Origin of the sequence: Bacillus sp. P14.5, from assembly GCF_003316765.1 — a bacterium.
Taxonomy (GTDB): Bacteria; Bacillota; Bacilli; order Bacillales; family Bacillaceae_B; genus Rossellomorea.
Window position 1 is genome coordinate 1 of record NZ_NIJF01000029.1, and the last position, 18657, is coordinate 18657.

Annotated in this window: 14 protein-coding genes, 2 tRNA genes, 1 rRNA gene and 2 pseudogenes; 15 read left to right on the forward strand and 4 right to left on the reverse strand. The window is 39.9% G+C overall.

Features of this window, described 5'->3' with window-relative positions; all coding sequences use genetic code 11:
* Positions 1 to 177: 177 nt before the first annotated feature.
* The 7 genes from rrf (at position 178) to tsaD (ending at position 3427) form a co-directional block, all read left to right on the forward strand.
* Positions 178 to 294: ribosomal RNA gene (gene rrf, locus B9Z54_RS03500) — 5S ribosomal RNA — on the forward strand.
* A 76-nt stretch (positions 295 to 370) separates the two neighbouring features.
* Positions 371 to 444, forward strand: a tRNA-Met gene (locus tag B9Z54_RS03505).
* A 114-nt stretch (positions 445 to 558) separates the two neighbouring features.
* Positions 559 to 635: transfer RNA gene (locus B9Z54_RS03510), tRNA-Asp, on the forward strand.
* A gap of 163 nt (positions 636 to 798) precedes the next feature.
* Complete coding sequence (gene tsaE / locus B9Z54_RS03515) at positions 799 to 1254, forward strand: tRNA (adenosine(37)-N6)-threonylcarbamoyltransferase complex ATPase subunit type 1 TsaE (RefSeq protein ID WP_113927131.1); 456 nt, start codon at positions 799 to 801, stop codon at positions 1252 to 1254.
* Entirely contained in the window at positions 1251 to 1940 is a 690-nt protein-coding gene (gene tsaB, locus B9Z54_RS03520) for a tRNA (adenosine(37)-N6)-threonylcarbamoyltransferase complex dimerization subunit type 1 TsaB (protein ID WP_113927132.1), read from the forward strand. Before tsaE ends, tsaB begins: the two co-directional genes overlap by 4 nt.
* Positions 1941 to 1962: 22 nt before the next feature.
* Positions 1963 to 2415, forward strand: coding sequence for a ribosomal protein S18-alanine N-acetyltransferase (gene rimI, locus B9Z54_RS03525; RefSeq protein WP_113927133.1), 453 nt, complete (start codon positions 1963 to 1965; stop codon positions 2413 to 2415).
* On the forward strand, positions 2408 to 3427 hold the full coding sequence (gene tsaD / locus B9Z54_RS03530) for a tRNA (adenosine(37)-N6)-threonylcarbamoyltransferase complex transferase subunit TsaD (RefSeq protein WP_113927134.1): 1020 nt from the start codon (positions 2408 to 2410) through the stop codon (positions 3425 to 3427). Before rimI ends, tsaD begins: the two co-directional genes overlap by 8 nt.
* A 613-nt stretch (positions 3428 to 4040) precedes the next feature.
* Here the strand turns inward: tsaD and B9Z54_RS03535 are convergent.
* The gene (locus tag B9Z54_RS03535) at positions 4041 to 5975 is read right to left on the reverse strand and encodes an ABC-F family ATP-binding cassette domain-containing protein (RefSeq protein WP_113927135.1); all 1935 of its coding nucleotides are present in this window, start codon (positions 5973 to 5975) and stop codon (positions 4041 to 4043) included.
* 366 nt (positions 5976 to 6341) lie between these two features.
* Here B9Z54_RS03535 and B9Z54_RS03540 point away from each other — a divergent pair, with 366 nt between their 5' ends.
* From B9Z54_RS03540 to B9Z54_RS03555, 4 genes are all read left to right on the forward strand, one after another.
* Complete coding sequence (locus B9Z54_RS03540) at positions 6342 to 7016, forward strand: redox-sensing transcriptional repressor Rex (protein ID WP_113927136.1); 675 nt, start codon at positions 6342 to 6344, stop codon at positions 7014 to 7016.
* A gap of 49 nt (positions 7017 to 7065) precedes the next feature.
* Positions 7066 to 7239, forward strand: a complete 174-nt coding sequence (locus tag B9Z54_RS03545) for a twin-arginine translocase TatA/TatE family subunit (RefSeq protein ID WP_113927137.1) — start codon at positions 7066 to 7068, stop codon at positions 7237 to 7239.
* An 18-nt stretch (positions 7240 to 7257) separates the two neighbouring features.
* Positions 7258 to 8031 carry a twin-arginine translocase subunit TatC gene (tatC, locus tag B9Z54_RS03550; protein ID WP_113927138.1) on the forward strand — a complete coding sequence of 258 codons (774 nt, stop codon included), beginning with the start codon at positions 7258 to 7260 and terminating at the stop codon, positions 8029 to 8031.
* 210 nt (positions 8032 to 8241) lie between these two features.
* Positions 8242 to 8457: a spore coat protein gene (locus tag B9Z54_RS03555; RefSeq protein WP_481747778.1), complete on the forward strand. Its 216-nt coding sequence runs from the start codon at positions 8242 to 8244 to the stop codon at positions 8455 to 8457.
* A gap of 561 nt (positions 8458 to 9018) precedes the next feature.
* Here B9Z54_RS03555 and B9Z54_RS03560 read toward each other — a convergent pair.
* Both B9Z54_RS03560 and B9Z54_RS03565 read right to left on the reverse strand, forming a co-directional pair.
* Positions 9019 to 9225, reverse strand: a complete 207-nt coding sequence (locus tag B9Z54_RS03560) for a YdiK family protein (protein ID WP_113927140.1) — start codon at positions 9223 to 9225, stop codon at positions 9019 to 9021.
* Positions 9222 to 9965, reverse strand: coding sequence for a CPBP family intramembrane glutamic endopeptidase (locus B9Z54_RS03565; protein WP_113927141.1), 744 nt, complete (start codon positions 9963 to 9965; stop codon positions 9222 to 9224). Before B9Z54_RS03565 ends, B9Z54_RS03560 begins: the two co-directional genes overlap by 4 nt.
* 409 nt (positions 9966 to 10374) lie before the next feature.
* Between B9Z54_RS03565 and groES the strand changes: the two genes are divergently transcribed.
* Positions 10375 to 10662 carry a co-chaperone GroES gene (groES, locus tag B9Z54_RS03570; protein ID WP_113927142.1) on the forward strand — a complete coding sequence of 96 codons (288 nt, stop codon included), beginning with the start codon at positions 10375 to 10377 and terminating at the stop codon, positions 10660 to 10662.
* Positions 10663 to 10862: 200 nt separating this feature from the next.
* On the forward strand, positions 10863 to 12500 hold the full coding sequence (gene groL, locus B9Z54_RS03575; RefSeq protein ID WP_113927143.1) for a chaperonin GroEL: 1638 nt from the start codon (positions 10863 to 10865) through the stop codon (positions 12498 to 12500).
* Positions 12501 to 12544: 44 nt separating this feature from the next.
* Here the strand turns inward: groL and B9Z54_RS25500 are convergent.
* Positions 12545 to 12724 (reverse strand): annotated as a pseudogene (locus B9Z54_RS25500) (hypothetical protein); the annotation flags it as partial.
* Positions 12725 to 13384: 660 nt separating this feature from the next.
* On the opposite strand from B9Z54_RS25500, the pseudogene B9Z54_RS03585 reads away from it, so the two are divergent.
* A pseudogene (locus B9Z54_RS03585) lies at positions 13385 to 17613 on the forward strand (NACHT domain-containing protein).
* A gap of 747 nt (positions 17614 to 18360) precedes the next feature.
* The gene (locus B9Z54_RS03590; RefSeq protein WP_113927145.1) at positions 18361 to 18636 is read left to right on the forward strand and encodes a YwqI/YxiC family protein; all 276 of its coding nucleotides are present in this window, start codon (positions 18361 to 18363) and stop codon (positions 18634 to 18636) included.
* The last annotated feature ends 21 nt before the right edge of the window (positions 18637 to 18657 follow it).

Sequence of the window (18657 nt, forward strand, 5' to 3'; positions counted from 1 at the left end):
ATATGCCAGCAAGCAGATGAGGGCGCTATTTGCCCTCGGCTGATTGATGACATATGACCCCGAGCCTCTAGCCGCCGGAGCTGGATTGCAAAATGCAGCGAAACTCGGAATACTTTCTTCTTTCTTCTAATACTTTATCTAGTTTTGAAAGAACAATGTTCTTTCAAGTTCATACAGTCTGGTGATTAAGGCGAAGAGGTCACACCCGTTCCCATGCCGAACACGGAAGTTAAGCTCTTCAGCGCCGATGGTAGTTGGGGGATCTCCCCCTGTGAGAGTAGGACGTCGCCAGGCTGGAATGAATTCCAACAATATGGGCTTAAGAGGAATCTTTTCCAACAAGCATCATATATTTTATCATTATTATTGCCGCGGGGTGGAGCAGTTCGGTAGCTCGTCGGGCTCATAACCCGAAGGTCGCAGGTTCAAATCCTGCCCCCGCAATACCATTTTTGAAGCAACAAGATATTACCCTTCATTTTAAGGATAGTTATTTTGCAAAGTATTTGTTAGTCCTTACTATAATGAAGGATATTTTGCTTGTCAGCAAAAATCCTTGGTCCGGTAGTTCAGTTGGTTAGAATGCCTGCCTGTCACGCAGGAGGTCGCGGGTTCGAGTCCCGTCCGGACCGCCATCTATTACTTTATAAGTCTAGCGAAACATGGTTTCGTTATTTTTTTGTCTAAATGCAAGTTTTTTTGCTCAACTACTAGAAATCGGGTAAACTACATATATACTTCATCCTTAGGAAATGACTTGTATCCTAAGGTTTTTTTATACCATTAAAGGAGAAATTTATGTCTACGTATGAAATACTATCAGTCAGCCCGGAACAAACAGGCGAGTTTGCCGGCAGGCTTGGCGGCATGCTTAAAGAGAATGATGTACTGACTTTAGAGGGCGATCTTGGAGCGGGAAAGACAACGTTTACCAAGGGACTAGCAAAGGGTCTCGGTGTCAAACGCAATGTGAACAGTCCGACTTTTACCATCATTAAAGAGTACCAAGGGCGGCTGCCTTTATATCATATGGATGTTTATCGGTTGGATGATTCTTTCGAGGACCTTGGCTTTGATGAATATTTCAATGGTGGAGGTGTGACGGTCGTCGAGTGGGCCCGCTTGATTAAGGACCAGCTTCCAGAGGACAGGCTGGCTGTCACGATAATGAGAATTTCAGATGAGGAAAGAAAGATTATACTGGAGCCGTCGGGCGACAGATATGAAAAGTTATGTAAGGAGATTTTTGAATGAAGATCTTGGGGATTGATACATCCAATTACCAATTGGGCATCGCACTTACCGATGAAAATGAAGTGCTTGGGGAATTTATCACGAACATTAAGAAGAACCACTCTTTCAGAGCGATGCCGGCTGTGGAGATGCTGATGAAAGAGTGCGGAATCGCACCTGCTGATTTGGATAAAATTGTGGTGGCTAATGGACCTGGTTCCTATACAGGTGTCAGAATTGGTGTGACTATTGCCAAGACACTTGCTTGGTCATTGGATATTCCTGTAGTTGGTGTTTCGTCCTTGGCTGTACTGGCTTCGTCAGGAAGGTATTTTGAAGGATTGATATCACCATTATTTGATGCCAGAAGAGGGCAGTTATATACAGGGCTCTATAAGTTCAATGAAGGAAAATTGGAGTGCTTGATTGAAGATGCCAATCTTCCGGCTGAGCAATGGGCTGAAAGGTTGAGCCACTACGATCAGAGGGTTTTGTTTATAGGACATGATGTGAAAATTCATCAGGAAGTGTTAGAGAGTAATCTTGGGAACCAGGCGGTCTTTGCAGATATGACCAGTCACAATCCCCGTCCTTCTGAATTAATAAGGCTGGGAATGGAACGGCCTGCTGAAAATGTGCATGGGCTGGTGCCGAACTATATCAGGCTGGCGGAAGCGGAAGCAAAGTGGAGAGAATCACAAAAATAGCTGGATTATTGGGGAATGGCAGATGAGTGATTATACTATAAGATTAATGAGTGTTGAAGATTTAGAAGACATTATGGAAGTGGAAAGGGAGTCTTTTACCATACCATGGACTCGGGATGCTTTTCAAAATGAAATAGAGACGAACCATTTTGCGACTTATATTGTCTTGGAAGACAAAGGCAGGGTCATCGGTTATTGCGGTGTATGGATCATCGTGGATGAAGCTCACATCACCAATATCGCTGTCCTTCCTTCTTATAGAGGGCAGGGCCTTGGCGACAAATTGCTGAAGAGCATGATTGAGATAGCGAAGGAAATGGGAGCTCGGACTATGACGCTTGAAGTGAGGGTCAGTAACAGTCCTGCTCAGTCTTTGTATAGAAAGTTCGGATTCATGGATGGTGGAATCCGCAAAAGTTACTATTCTGATAACCAAGAGGATGCATTAGTTATGTGGGTGAAATTATATGAATAAAGATACGTATATTCTGGGTATTGAAACCAGCTGTGATGAAACGGCCGTTGCCATTGTGAAAAATGGAAAAGAGATTCTCTCAAATGTGGTCGCGTCGCAAATCGAAAGCCATAAGCGCTTTGGCGGGGTTGTTCCCGAGATTGCATCGCGTCATCATGTTGAGCAGATTACGATTGTGATAGAGGAAGCTTTGGACCAAGCCGGGATGAGTTTAAATGAAATGGATGCCATCGCTGTGACGGAAGGACCGGGACTGGTAGGAGCTCTCCTTATCGGCGTGAATGCAGCAAAGGCATTGGCGTTTGCCCACGGAATTCCGCTTATAGGTGTCCATCACATTGCAGGACATATCTATGCGAACCGTTTGGTGGCAGAAATGAAATTCCCTCTTATTTCTTTGGTTGTATCCGGTGGCCATACGGAACTGATCTACATGAAAGAGCATGGATCCTATGAAGTGATCGGGGAAACAAGGGATGACGCTGCAGGAGAAGCTTATGATAAGGTGGCTCGGACACTTGGTCTTCCTTATCCTGGAGGCCCGCATATTGACCGGCTGGCGGCAGAAGGAAAACCGGAAATCGACCTGCCGAGGGCGTGGCTGGAGGCTGGCTCATTTGACTTTAGTTTCAGCGGGCTTAAATCAGCAGTGATCAATACTGTACACAATGCTGAACAGCGAGGGAAAGTAATTGCTCCAGAAACGCTTGCGGCAAGTTTTCAGGCGAGCGTAATCGAAGTACTTGTGACGAAGACTATCAAGGCAGCCAAGCAGTACGGGATTCAACAGGTGCTGTTAGCAGGCGGCGTAGCAGCTAATAGGGGGCTTAGAAGTGCATTGGAAAAAGAGTTTGGTGCTTTGCAGGGCGTGGAGCTTGTTGTGCCTCCTTTGGCGCTTTGCACCGACAATGCCGCTATGATAGCTGCCGCAGGAACCATAGAGTATGAAAAAGGGAATAGAGGCTCGATGGCGATGAATGCCAACCCGGGGCTTGATATCGAAAATTTTTAGGTTTGAGAGAAATGTCTCTCAAGCCTTTTTTTATTTGAAGCTTTTGGGTGGGCTTGGGTATAACTTCGGTGATGGGTCTCGGTTTATCCCATCCGATCGTACAACGCTTATGTAAGCAATTTGGAATGTGTTTTATCAAGGCCTGATAATCAAAACAGTGGGAAAACCAGAAGGGTGTGGAAAACTAATACAGCCATTCATGCTTTTTAATATAAGAATAAAAGATACCCCCAGGATTTCCACAATTCGGGGATAACTTAAGCAGAAAAAGTAGTTTATTCAAGTTAAAATAAGGGTAGTAGGAAGAGGATTAATTTTAAGAATAGGAACGTTTGTTTTGTACACAGTCTGTGGATAACTTGTTAGTAACTATGGTTTTTCTTGTGTAAAAGACCAAGGAAAATTTTCCTATTTTTTGTTAGTAATGGGGATAACTGTGGATTAAATTGTGGATTATGTGGAAAAGTGATGTGAATAAAGAGGTGTTAACACTTTTTTTGTGAATAACTATGTGGAATAAATAAGATATTTTAGAAACTCTATTGGTAGAAAGATTGAATCTTTATAATATAAAACAAACGGCTTCAGGGTAAATACCCTGAAGCCGTTTGTTTTAGGTTTGAAGGAGCTCTTCAATTTCTGCCCACTCTTCCATATACTCTTCCAGTGATTGTTTCGCTTCTTCCAATTCGCTGTTCAATTTCACAACTCTTTCATGGTCCTGGAAAACCTCCGGATCACATAATTCTTTTTCGATGTGGTTTATGGTACCTTCGAGTCCCTCCATGAGGGCTTCGAGTTCTTCTACCCGTCTTTTCCGCTGTCTCTCAATCTTTTTCGCTTCTTTATCCTGTTGATAGTTTTGTTTTTCTGTTTTTACAGGAGCCTGACTTTTGACATGGTTGCTTTGTTCAAGCTGAGCAAGCTCCAGAATCTCGTTCTTCTTCTGGATATAGTAATCGTAATCTCCGAGAAATTCGGCTGCTTCCTCCTGGGATAACTCAATCACCTTTGTCGCTATCCGGTTGATGAAGTAACGGTCATGGGAAACAAACAGGATGGTTCCAGGATAATCTATCAGGGCGGACTCCAGCACTTCTTTGCTGTCGAGGTCCAAGTGGTTGGTTGGCTCATCGAGAATCAGCAGGTTCGCTTTCTGCAGCATGAGTTTTGAAAGGGCCAATCTTGCCTTTTCCCCTCCGCTCAGAGTCGATACCGGCTTCAGAACATCTTCACCAGAGAAGAGAAAGTTGCCCAGTACTGTTCTGATATCTTTTTCATCCTTCATTGGGTATTCATCCCACAGCTCATTTAAAACAGTCTTATTGGATGAGAGTTCTGCCTGCTCCTGATCGTAGTAGCCAATGGAAACATTTGAACCAAAGGTAAAGCTTCCTTCAATGGGCTTCAGCCTTTGGATCAGCGTTTTTAGCAAAGTGGATTTTCCGACTCCATTCGGTCCTACCAGGGCGGCACTGTCTCCTTTTGTCATGGTCATGTTCAAAGAGGAGGAAATGACATCTTCTCCATAGCCTATTGCCAAGTCATTGATTTTAAGGACATCATTTCCGCTTGGACGGTCAATGGTAAAGGAGAAGGTTGCGGATTTTTCATCGCCCTGGGGACGATCCATGATGTCCATTTTTTCCAATTTCTTTCGTCTGCTTTGAGCGAGCTTCGTTGTGGAAGCACGGGCAATATTCTTCTGGATGAAATCCTGAAGCTTGGCCACTTCTTCTTGCTGGCGCTCAAACTGTTTCATCTCTCTTTCGAACATTTCCGCCTTCATTTCAAGGAACTGGCTGTAGTTGCCGTGGTATTTCTTAGAATTAGATCGGGAAACCTCATAAACCTGATTCACGACCTTGTCTAAAAAGTAGCGGTCATGGGAAACTATGAGGATTGCTCCTTCATAGCCTTGAAGGTACTGTTCCAGCCAGGAAAGTGTATCGATATCAAGGTGATTGGTAGGCTCGTCCAGAATCAGGATATCAGGTTTAGTCAGTAAAAGCTTTCCGAGAGCAAGACGGGTTTTCTGGCCGCCGCTTAGTGTGGAAATCTGTGTGTTATAGTCAAAGCCGGCAAAGTTCAAGCCGTGCAGAACAGAGCGGATATCCGCTTCGAATTGATAACCGCCTGATTCTTTAAAGGATACCTGTTTACTATCATATTCTTTCAGGACCCTGCTGTACTTTTCCTCATTTTCATAAACAGAGGGATCGGCCATCTGCTGCTCGAGCTTCCTCAAATCTTCTTCCATCTTGCGAAGATCGTCAAAAACAGAGAGCATTTCATCCCAAATGGATAAGCCCGATTCCAGCCCGGTATGCTGTGCCAAGTAACCAATAGTCGTTTCTTTTGGCTTGATGATTTCGCCCGAATCATAGGACAGCTGTCCGGATATTATTTTTAATAAGGTAGATTTGCCCGCGCCGTTCCGGCCGACAAGAGCCACTCTGTCGCGATTCTGGAGTTCAAGCTTTATATTGGACAGGATCACATCAGCCCCGAAGGACTTAACGATTTGATTGACTTGTAATAATATCATTTCATTCACCTCTATATAGTAGGCTCTTTTTTGGTTGATGAGAGCACAATAGCAAGCAGTATTTAACAGAATGCTTATTACTATAGTGTATCGCAAAATCAATGGCGGCGGCAATGTTAAGGGTGTCTGTCACTGTTGAACGGACAGACAGGAAGGGCAAAATAGTGTATGATAGTAGGGACGGAAATAAGCTTGAAACTGCATTGGGTACTTAGTAATCGATTTCCATGAAAAGGAATTGACATATTGCGTTAACAAGCACAAAATGGAAAGATGACTTCCCGCGTTCATATGGAAGCGTTATCAGTGAGATGAAGTGAGAGGTAAGCATAAAGCTCAAGCGAATCAATTTGTGGGGGAATGGGAATGAATCAGGAAAGTGCAAAGATTCCACAAGCGACAGCTAAACGACTGCCGTTATACTATAGATTTATCAAGAATTTACACTCCTCGGGTAAACAGCGGGTTTCTTCGAAGGAGCTGAGTGAAGCCGTAAAGGTAGATTCCGCCACAATCCGCAGGGATTTCTCCTACTTTGGTGCGTTAGGAAAGAAAGGGTATGGTTACAATGTAAACTATCTGCTCTCTTTCTTCAGCAAAACCCTTGACCAGGATGAATTGACGAAGGTTGTCCTTATCGGTGTAGGAAACCTGGGAACCGCATTTCTTCATTATAATTTCATTAAAAACAATAATACGAAAATTGAAATGGCCTTTGATGTGGCTCCTGAAAAGGTCGGTTCTATCATCAGTGATGTACCGGTATACAGCCTTGATGATATGGAGAAGCACCTGGAGGAAAACGATATAGAGGTAGCGATACTGACAGTTCCTGTCGGATCGGCTCAAAACATTACCGACAGGCTCGTCCAGGCCAATATTAAAGGAATCTTGAATTTCACGCCTGCCCGGCTGACAGCACCGGATCATATAAGGATTCACCACATTGATTTGGCAGTAGAACTTCAATCCCTGGTATATTTCCTGAAAAACTATTCTGAAGATGACACCGAAATGTCACAAGAAGAAAATAGAACATGATAGCAAAAATAAAAACGATAAGTTATGATAGAACAAGGAGGTGAGCGTTATGCCACTAGGACCAGGTAGCCTCATATTGATCGCAATTGTAGCTCTCTTAATTTTCGGACCGAAGAAATTGCCGGAATTGGGCAAAGCTATGGGAAACACATTGCGTGAGTTTAAAAACGCAACAAAAGGCTTAGCAGATGACGATGATACCAAAGATAAAGATGCTAAGTAAATGTAAGGATTGAACGCTATGAGTCATAACGAAATGACGATTTATGAACATATAGGAGAACTCAGGAAACGGCTCATGTTTGTAGTCGTTTTCTTCATGTTGGCCTTCTTGGGCAGCTTCTTTCTAGCAGAACCCCTGATAAGATACCTTCAGCATGCGGATGAAGCAAAAGAGTTGACCATGAATGCCTTCAGATTGACTGATCCATTGAAAATTTATTTGGAGATGATGGTCTTCATATCGTTGATCCTGACCTCTCCGCTCATTCTATTCCAATTCTGGGCGTTTATCAGTCCGGGCCTTCTGGAAAGAGAAAGAAAAGTAACCTTGAGTTATATCCCGATATCCCTGCTGCTTTTCCTGGGAGGATTATCTTTCGCTTACTTCATTCTCTTTCCATATGTGGTCGGTTTCATGATGAATTTGTCAGATGAGTTGGACATACAGCAGGTAATTGGAATCAATGAATACTTCCATTTCCTGTTTCAGTTGACCGTTCCATTCGGCTTGCTGTTTCAACTGCCGGTCGTCATGCTGTTTCTGACCAGGCTGGGGATCATCACCCCGATGTTCATGGCGCAAATGAGACGCTATGCGTATTTCATCTTGCTGGTAATCGCAGCGCTCATCACGCCGCCGGACATTATCTCCCATCTGATGGTGACAGTACCGCTGCTATTTCTATATGAAATCAGCATCTGGGTTTCCAAGATTGGTTATAAAAAAGTGCTGCAAGCAGAACAACAGCTGCAGCGAGAATTATATGACGAAGAACGAAAAAGAGAGGAATGACCATAATTGGTCGTTCCTTTTTTCGTGTGATCTTCAGCGCTTTAAAGTGTGAGGAGGGATAGTCCCTCTCCGTGCTTTAAAGCACTGAAGTGATTCCAACCTTATTGAAAATATAGGAAATCAGGGACGAATACCCAAGAGCCTCCCTTGTCTCCTTCATATCTTATAGTGTCAATGACATTAGACTAGAGAATGAGGAGGAAGATGCACGTGAATCATTTTGGATTCAACCCTAATGAACAGAGACGTTTCATCGGACGTCCCGGCTTCGGATTCGGCCGTCCGGGATTTGGGTTTGGGCGGCCTGGATTTGGTGTCGGTTTCGGGGTTCCATTTTTAACAGGGCTGGCAGCAGGAGCCTTGTTGACTCCAAGACCTTATTATTACCCGCCGTACCCTTATTACCCGTACCCTTACTACTATTAGGACAAAAGAGCTTTTCCTTAACGGGAGAAGCTCTTTTTATGTACATGGGCAGTTAGGGGAAGAGCAGCCGCAGGTCGGTATACAGCAAAAAGGCTGCGGCTGTTGAAAGTAATGAAATTAATCCGAAAAGTTGGCGTTGAGTAACTAGATGTAAAAAAATAAGGGGAGATTTTCCCGCTAATTGCAGTGTTGAGTCTATTTTGATGGTGAATAAGGGGATTTTTTCCCTTTATCTAAAGAAAAAGCACCTATTTTCAAGTTTTTTTAGACAATTAAAGGGAATTTCTCCCTCTATTTAAGCTATTTTCACTGCTATTTAGTAAATAAAGGGAGTTTCTCCCCTTATTTACTAGACGAAGTTCTGATCCTGGCCTCCAACTGATATAGTGGCTGCTCACTGTTCCATATGGGCTGCATCGACTGGTTGAGAGATTTTTGACCCAGAGGGAGAAGTCCTTCCCCATTGGGTATGTACCCTCGGACGTGCCTTCCCGCTTAGTCCCGCAGGCCTCTGGAATTACCGAAAACAGCCTAAAAAAAGAAGCCCTCAAAAGGCTTCATCTATTTCTTATCATTCAAATGCTTCTTAATCTTAAAGTGCATGGCAACCATCCTGATTCCGGAGCCGAAATCCAGTGTGGCCAGAAGCACCATTAGGTAGGCGAAAAATCCCCAGCCATTGTCGTTTACATTGATAACGGCAAAGTACGTAAACAAAACTCCGAGGAGGATGTAAAGAATGCCGCTGAACAAAGGTGATCTCCTCATATAAATAATCCTCCTATAAATCCTTGTATTCTTTCCGCTTCTTCAACCATTCTTTCGATATCTTCCCTGAAAATGGACTGCATCAGAACGACGAGGGAGTTCATCGACACATGGGCAATGATCGGCACGATGATTCTTTTGGTTTTGACATAAAGGAAGGCAAACGTAAAGCCCATTGCTGAATATAAAAGGACGTGTTCCGGCTCAAAATGCGCGAAGGCGAAGATGACCGAACTGATCAGTGCGGAAAGGATAAAAGAAAAACGCTGATATAAAGCCCCAAAAATAATCTTTCGGAACACGATCTCTTCGAGGATCGGTCCGATGACCGCAGCAACAATCATGGCTAAGGGCACAGAGTCTATAATCCTGACAATGTTCTCCGTATTTTCCGAGCCCATCTCGATTCCAAGCAGGCGCTCGATGTTGATGGCTATAGCCTGCGCGAAGAAAGCCATGAATATACCGGCTATTGCCCAGAGGGCGGAGAAAATAACCGACATGGGAGCTTCCCTTTCCAGGCGGGTGGACGCTTCTGATTTTCGCAGAATAGCCCAGACGATCAGCAGCGTAATCGAAAACGAAAAGACTAACCAGTAACCCGGTACCAGCGCTTCAGCCTGATTGCTTGACTGGTTGAACCAATTAACTCCTGCATAGTAAAACAACGGGATCCCGATTAAACTCGAAAGCTGCATAGTGATATAGGCGATTAGAACATATCCATACTGTTTTTTCACTTGATGTCTCCTTATATAAAATCTGTCATTACAATCCTTGTTAGCTTCCGCTTTTCTTTACAATTCTACTAATAAAGAGCCCTTTTCGCAAAGAAAGAGCTTCTTCTTACTTATATACGGAAAAGCCGGCAGGATAAGAACCTGTTTTATCCTTTAGGAGGTTTTGAAAGGTAAAGGGAGTGCCTCTGAAAGACAAAGCGGGACTGCCGGAAATGCGTGTGACATAAAATAACTGTTCTTTCATAAAATAGATGGTGCTTTTTTTCGGAGAATTTGACGAAAAAAATTTTAAGCAGGACTCTTGCAAAATGAAAACGAATTATTTATTATAATAGTTGTGTTAGCACTCAACTATGACGAGTGCTAATAAAAGAAAATCTTACATAATATTATGAGGAGGTTGTTTCACTTGTTAAAACCACTAGGTGATCGCGTCGTTATTGAGCTAGTAGAGTCAGAAGAAAAAACAGCAAGCGGTATCGTTCTGCCGGATTCAGCTAAGGAGAAACCACAAGAGGGTAAAGTTGTTGCTGTAGGTGCAGGCCGAGTTCTTGATAATGGTGAGCGTGCAGCTCTTGATGTGGCTGCGGGCGATAAAATCATCTTCTCTAAATATGCTGGTACAGAAGTGAAATACCAAGGCACAGAATACCTGATCCTTCGTGACAGCGACATTCTGGCTGTAATCGGCGAATAATCAATCTTTAACTGAAGCTGTATTCGTAAAAGTTGCTGCTTTTGAAAAATCCTACCCTTGTTTATCAAGGAGTGTATCTCTAAACAGAAAGATCAGCTCTTTTCTTTCTGGGGCCTTTTCAAATTGCATACTGGCAGCAAAGTTTAAGAAAAGAGCCTTAACTAAAAATATACCTAACCAATATAAGGAGGTCTTTTTAAATGGCTAAAGATATTAAATTCAGCGAAGAAGCACGCCGTTCCATGCTTCGCGGTGTAGATCAATTAGCAAACGCAGTAAAAGTAACTCTTGGACCAAAAGGACGTAACGTGGTACTTGAGAAGAAATACGGTTCTCCGCTTATCACTAATGATGGTGTGACAATCGCGAAAGAAATCGAACTTGAAGATGCATTCGAAAACATGGGTGCGAAGCTTGTTGCTGAAGTAGCAAGCAAAACAAACGAAATCGCCGGTGACGGTACAACAACTGCAACGGTCTTAGCGCAAGCGATGATCCGTGAAGGTCTTAAAAACGTTACAGCTGGTGCGAACCCTGTAGGTATCCGCAAAGGTATCGAAAAAGCGGTTCAAACTGCAATCGAAGAGCTGAAAACAATCTCGAAGCCAATCGAAAGCAAAGAGTCCATCGCACAAGTTGCCGCTATCTCTGCTGCTGACGAAGAAGTTGGACAATTGATTGCTGAAGCTATGGAACGCGTTGGAAACGACGGCGTCATCACAATCGAAGAGTCTAAAGGATTCTCTACAGAGCTTGATGTTGTGGAAGGTATGCAGTTCGACCGTGGATATGCATCTCCTTACATGGTTACTGACTCTGACAAAATGGAAGCAGTCCTTGAAAATCCGTATGTCTTGATCACTGACAAGAAAATCGGAAACATCCAGGAAGTCCTTCCAGTACTTGAGCAAGTCGTACAACAAGGCAAGCCTCTATTGATCGTTGCTGAAGATGTTGAAGGTGAAGCACTTGCTACACTGGTAGTGAACAAACTTCGCGGAACATTCAATGCAGTAGCTGTTAAAGCTCCTGGATTCGGTGACCGTCGTAAAGCTATGCTTGAAGACCTTGCCATCCTTACAGGCGGTGAAGTGATCACAGAAGATCTTGGATTGGATCTTAAATCTGCGAACATCACTCAGCTTGGACGCGCAGCGAAAATCGTTGTTACTAAAGAAAACACAACAGTTGTAGAAGGTGCAGGCGAGCCAGATCAAATCTCTGCCCGCGTAAATCAAATCCGTTCTCAAATGGAAGAAACAACTTCTGAGTTCGACCGTGAAAAATTACAAGAACGCCTTGCAAAACTTGCCGGCGGTGTAGCGGTAGTCAAAGTTGGTGCGGCTACTGAAACAGAATTGAAAGAGCGCAAACTTCGTATCGAAGACGCATTGAACTCAACTCGTGCGGCTGTAGAAGAAGGTATCGTTTCCGGTGGTGGTACTGCCCTTGTGAACGTATACAACAAAGTTTCTGCTATCGAAGCTGAAGGCGATGTGAAAACAGGTATCAAGATCGTTCTTCGTGCGCTTGAAGAGCCAATCCGTCAAATTGCTCATAACGCTGGGCTTGAAGGATCCATCATCGTTGAACGCCTGAAAAAAGAAGAAGTTGGCGTAGGATTTAACGCGGCTACTGGCGAGTGGGTCAACATGATCGACTCTGGTATCGTAGATCCAACAAAAGTAACTCGTTCTGCACTGCAAAACGCAGCATCCGTTGCAGCAATGTTCCTAACAACTGAAGCAGTTGTTGCTGACATTCCTGAAGAAAACGGCGGCGGCATGCCTGATATGGGCGGAATGGGCGGAATGGGTGGAATGGGCGGCATGATGTAATATCGCCCCCAAACCCTTGATAATTAAGGATTGTTGGTGAAATGCTAACATTTTGCTAACGAAATAATAAAGAAGCTTCTCATTAGTTGATTCAACTTTTGGGAGGCTTCTTTTTTCATTTCTTGCGTTACATGGAGGTATACATTTTTCGTAATTTGATCATCAGTATGACCGAGTCGGTCCATAATTTGCTTGAGTGAGACACCGGCTTCTGCTAAGAGAGACCCTAACGTGGGATAATATCGACTTTGATAAGGAAACCTTAACTATTAATAAGAATGCTATCTCTACAGGAAGTGGGAAGAACAAATTGAACCATTAAGAAGTGGATCCCGTACCATAACTTTGCCTTCTAACCTGGTGATTACCTTAAAGAAGTACAAAGAAAAGCAGCGGCGGGAGAAGGGTAAGCAAAATCAGCATAAATTAAGTCTGGTATTTCCCGATAAAACTGGAGGAGTCCGAAAATCCCCTACCATTAGAATAGAGTTTTACCGATTAATCAAAAAAGCAAGTGTTAGGATAATAACATTTCATGATTTAAGATGAATGCATACTATCTTGCTAGTTAATGCGAGGGCATCTCTCGACTTGATAAAGAAACGCTTGCGACATAGTAGAATTGAAACCACTCAAAATATTTTATCCTCTAAACTCTAAAACAGTAAGTCGGTGAAAATCCTTTATATCATTATTCTTAAGACATCAGATTAAAATTAAGAGGCTTCTCATTAGTTATTGAACTTTTGGGAAGCTTTTTTATTTTTCCAGATAGCTATATTTCCCTTGATATAGTAAATAAGTAGAAAGTGTTTAGGAAAAAGCTTACACTTAATATGAACTTAGATTTATTTTAAAAGTTACAAGTTAGAGAGGTATAGAGAATGGTAAGTTTATCTTTTATATTTAAACCCTTAACTGGGAAGTTAGCGGAGTTAATAAGTGCAACATTAATAGAAAAATGGAAGATTAAATGGAAACTTAAACAAATAAAGACCTTTCAAAAAGATTATGAAGATACTTTTGTGGATTCAAATACATTTCAACAGTTTTTAAATGATGAAAAAAATGGCCTTTTAATTTTTAACTATGTATTTGGGGCTACTAATAACTCCATTACAAAAGTGGCGTTTGTAGAGCAATTATCTAAGTTAGCAGTCGATGAAATAAATCATTATAGGAAATCTGTGCAACTAAAAGAAATAGACAGTCACCCTATTGTGGACCAATATCTTTATGATTTAATTACATATCTTGAAGAGTATAGAGATAAAAGTTTTAAATCGAATGAAATGAGCATTTTAGCTAATATTCAAAATAGCATTGTGAAAAGTAATGAGAGCTTAAAAAAATACTTTGAAAGAAATTTTTTGCAAATTCAAGAAAGATCTTATTTGGAAAGGTATACCGATAAACATCTAACGAAAATATTAGATCAAAACATATTGGACTTAGGCAAAAGGTATATTTCAAAGGCAAACGTAGAAACTGATTTTAGTGCAATTTTTAATTCTTTAATATGTGATGAGCAAATATTTCAGCAATTTAGTGAGTTATTAGGTAAATTAGAAACGAGTATTATGGCATTCAACGAAATCTTTGATACTCATAGAGAAGAATTAGAGTATGTTGATATAAAGTTTATTGAAAAGGTATTGAATTATTTTAAAGAGGTTGACGGCAACAATAAAGAATTCTACTTAAATAGTAGTTTGAATCGTCTGTCTGAAGAGATTAATTGTTTCATGGAAAATATAGATAGCGTGAGATACAAGTTATATGAAATGGATAGAAATAATACAATTAAACATCTAATTAATCTAATCCAAGCAATTAATACGGATAAAAGGGAATTAGTTGATTATATAGATTTGGTAAAACCAGTATTAATCAATGAACCGTATTTATTGATTTATGGAGATGCTGGAATAGGAAAATCACATTTATTAGCCGATAATGCAAAAAAATTACAAGAAGAGGGCCATAGTGTTTTTTGTTTTTAGGTCAGCACCTAAACACTCGCAATCATCCCTTTGAACAATTATTTAAATTGATTGATTACAGGGGGTCTATAGAAACATTTCTTACAGAGTTAAATGATAGAGCGAATAAAAAAAATAAGAGAACTGTGATTTTTATAGATGCTCTCAATGAAGGATCAGGTAAGTACTTTTGGAAGGATTATCTTCTGACTTTTTTAAACGCCATTAAAGAATATGAGAATATAGCTGTGGTTTTATCTGTAAGAAGTAACTATGTTAGAAGTGTATTACCTGAGAATATTTTAGAAGACTTTCCCTTGCATAAAATAGAACACAAGGGTTTTAAGGATTTAAGTTTAGAAGCACTGGAGCCGTTTTTTAATTACTATAATATAAATCCAATAGTATTTCCCTCTTTAGAAAGTGAGTGCTATAACCCTTTGTTTTTACAAATTTATTGTGAAGGAATTCAAGAGGAATATAAAGGGTATAGAGGGTGGAGTATTGTTGAAGTTTTAGAAAAATCTTTAGAAAAAGTTAATAATAGATTGTCACTTGATCAAAGATTTAAGTTTTCTAGCTCATTGAATCTGGTTGATAAAATTCTAAAGGGGATTGCTAACAAATTTGTTGAAAGTGAAAGTCAATATATTAATTTAGAACAACTATATGAAGTAGTAGAAAAGGTAGCTAGTCCCTTTACAACTGGTTATAGAGAATTAGTGTTAGGGTTAGAAGAAGAGAATATTTTAACAATTAATTCGGTTTCTCGTGATGAAAATCTGGTATATTTCGCTTATGAAAGATTCGCGGATATATATATATCTTTAGTTTTATTAGAAAGATATCAGCAAGATGAAAATGTATTTGAGGAGATTTTGTCATCTGATAACCCATTTTATTATGGGGTATATGAAAGCTTATCAATAGTTGTCCCAGAGAAAATAGGAATTGAATGGTTAGATTTAGTTGATAGTGAACAAATAACATTTGATATAGCAGAATCGTTTGTTCGAGGTATCTCGTGGAGGAATGTGCAAAACATAAATTATAAAACTCTTCAGTGGATTGAGTTATGTCTTAAACAAAAAGATGTAAATTTACAAAGTCTAGTTTTTGAAAATTTGTTGAAACAGTCTTATATAAAAGAATCCCCCTTAAATGCAGAATTTCTACATAGAAACCTTAAGCCTTTAGCGATGTCTACTAGGGACGGAAGTTGGTCTATATCTATAAATAATAACTCAGAAATCCCAACGAGACTTGTAGATATTATTCTAAAACAAAATTTAAGTTTTAAACAATTCAAATATGAAAATTTTGAATTGCTATCCTTGACTATTATTTGGATGTTCACAAGTACTGATCGGAAACTAAGAGATACTTCAACTACAGCTCTAGTCAAAATATACATGAATGAGCCGTCAATTATTGTAAAGAATCTTAATAGGTTTATCGATGTTAATGACCCATATGTATTTGAAAGGTTGCTTGCCAGTACATATGGAGCAATACTAAGGTCGAAAGTAGTACCGCAATTAGAGAAAATAATAGAGATTATTTATGCAAAGATATTTGATCAAGATGAAGTTTATCCGAATGTTCTAATTAGAGATTATGCTAGAGGTATAATTTTATTCGCTGCCAATCAAGGAATTATCAAACTTAAAGAATATAAAAAGATTAATCCCCCATATTCGTCTAATTGGTATTCAAAAACATTTACATTGGAAGAAGTAGATGAAAAGTTAAAAGAAATGCAGCAAGTATCAAGAGAAGAGTTTTGTGGCTTCAATGCAATAATTAGATCTATGACAACTGAATATGGTAGAGGAACTGGTTGGTATGGGGATTTTGGAAGGTATGTTTTTGGGAGTGCATTATCAGATTGGGGAAATCAATTTAATGACCAAGACTTAAGCAATATTGCTACAATGAGGATTATTGACTATGGATATAATGAAGAAGAGCATGGGAATTATGATCGAAGTTTAGGTTATCATAACAGGCATGAAAATCTAATTGAACGTATTGGTAAAAAGTATCAATGGATTGCACTATATGAATTATTGGCTAAATTAACTGATAATTACCCGGTATACAAAGAACAAAAGTTATATACTCCTGAATATCAAGAATATAAGGAGTGGGAAAATAGAAAAATATATTCCTACCTCAGCATTGATGCAAAAGAAGATACAGAACTGGCATTTGATGAACATAAAGAAACATTAACAGAAGAAGAACATATTATAGGGGTCGAGAAAGATTACTACAAAAAATATAATGGGCCATGGGATCCATTTCTTAGAAACATTGACCCTAGTTTATTGGAGTACTCAACAAATGATAACAGTCAACAAAAGTTAATTAAGTCATTTCTGCCAAAAAAACCAAATAAAGTGTGGGCGCAAAGTGAAGAGGAGTATGAAAATCTTGATGCCTTCGTATTCATAGAATATGAAGGCAATAAATATATATCTTTAGCACAAATGTTTCTCCAAAAAAGAGAAAATGGGAAGAATTTTGTAGACAAAGATGAATTTTTCATAAAGTCAAAAGCAGTTTTTATACCGGATAATGATAAAGAAAGATATATCGCTTTAAAATCACAAAAAAAAGGAGATTTAAGTGTTTCGTGGTCGAACGCATATAGTGTGTTTGCATTTGAACACTATTGGCATCCATCCTTTTCGGATATGTTCTATAATAATGAATTTGAAGGTATTAATTGTGAAGATGCAGTATGGGAATATCTATGGGAAACAAATATCAACCCTGATTCTGGAGAAAGAACTTCTTGTAGTTATCTTTTACCAAATGCAAATTTAGTTAAGTTTTTCGCGCTATATCAAAGCTCTGAAGGGGTTTGGAAAGATAGTGAAGATAAGTTAATTGCATTTGATGCTCAGTATATGGGGTATGATAGTAATTTGTTATTTAGAGCTGAATATTTAGAAAGTTATCTAAGAGAAAATAAACTCTCAGTTGTCTGGGATTGCTATATGCAGAAGATGTCTCAGCGGAGTAGAAAAGAAGAATGGTTCATATGTTGGAGTATTGATGAAAAAGAAATAAAACACACTATTTTAGATCAATATAAGGATTTAGAAATAAAAGATAGATTTTAACTAGTAAATGAAATGCTAACATTTTGCTAACGCAATCCAATGAAAAACGGTTAAAACTTGTAAAAGATATTACAGTAAGTAATTAACAAAACTCTGATTTTCGGCACTATACGTACACCAGGTAAAAAATATTACACACCCTCACCTTAGGGGAGGTATGATGTAATTTGCCTCCTCAACCCTTGATATAAAAGGATTTGTTGGTAAGTTGAGAGTGGTTTGCTAACATTTTGCTAACAAAATAATAAAAGAAGCTTCTCATTAGTTGATTCAACTGTTGGGAGGCTTCTTTTTTGTTTATTAGCATTCCCTTGGCTTCTGACATGAATGCGATATCATCACACATACACAGTAATCTGGAAGGAAGAATATCATTCCTGTTTCGACTTAGGGGGAGTCAGCTGTTGAAAGGCAAGTTGAGGAGAGGGTACAGTAGGGGAGTATTCTTGCCACCTTCTGAATCAGACCAGTCATTTGATAACTCATTTGGTACTCATTGCTTCTCTTTGCAGCTGAAACTGCAGAGAATTTTTTATTTCATAATAATGCAACTTCTTCAATAAAAAGGAATATTTTTCATTAAGAAGGGGTATGAGATAGGCAGTATGTCAGAACACCGACGGAAGTCCTGTTCATTTCCGTCTAAATGAAGGTAATTACTACCATTTTACTATATAAATGAAGTGTTTATTTTAAGATAATTAAAAGGGATAACCTGGAATCTTACTTAAACATAAGGAGGAAGACATGGCTGCCGAAATTAAAGTGAATTATGCGGAAGTTGAAAGTGGAATCAGTAAAATTAAATCTTCTCTTCATAATATGCCTGCGGAAGCGGGACCATCCATAGCTGGAAACGTTCTAGACTCAGTGGACCGCCTTAACCTGCTGAATCTCAAGCTGGAGCAAGTTCTGGCATCCTACCAAAACCTGTTGAATCAGAATTTGGATACCACAAGCAGGTCCGTTGCCTTCATGCAGGATTCCGACCAGCGTGTGGCAAGAGGTATTCAGACCAAGTAGCTTACTTGCAAAATTAACAGA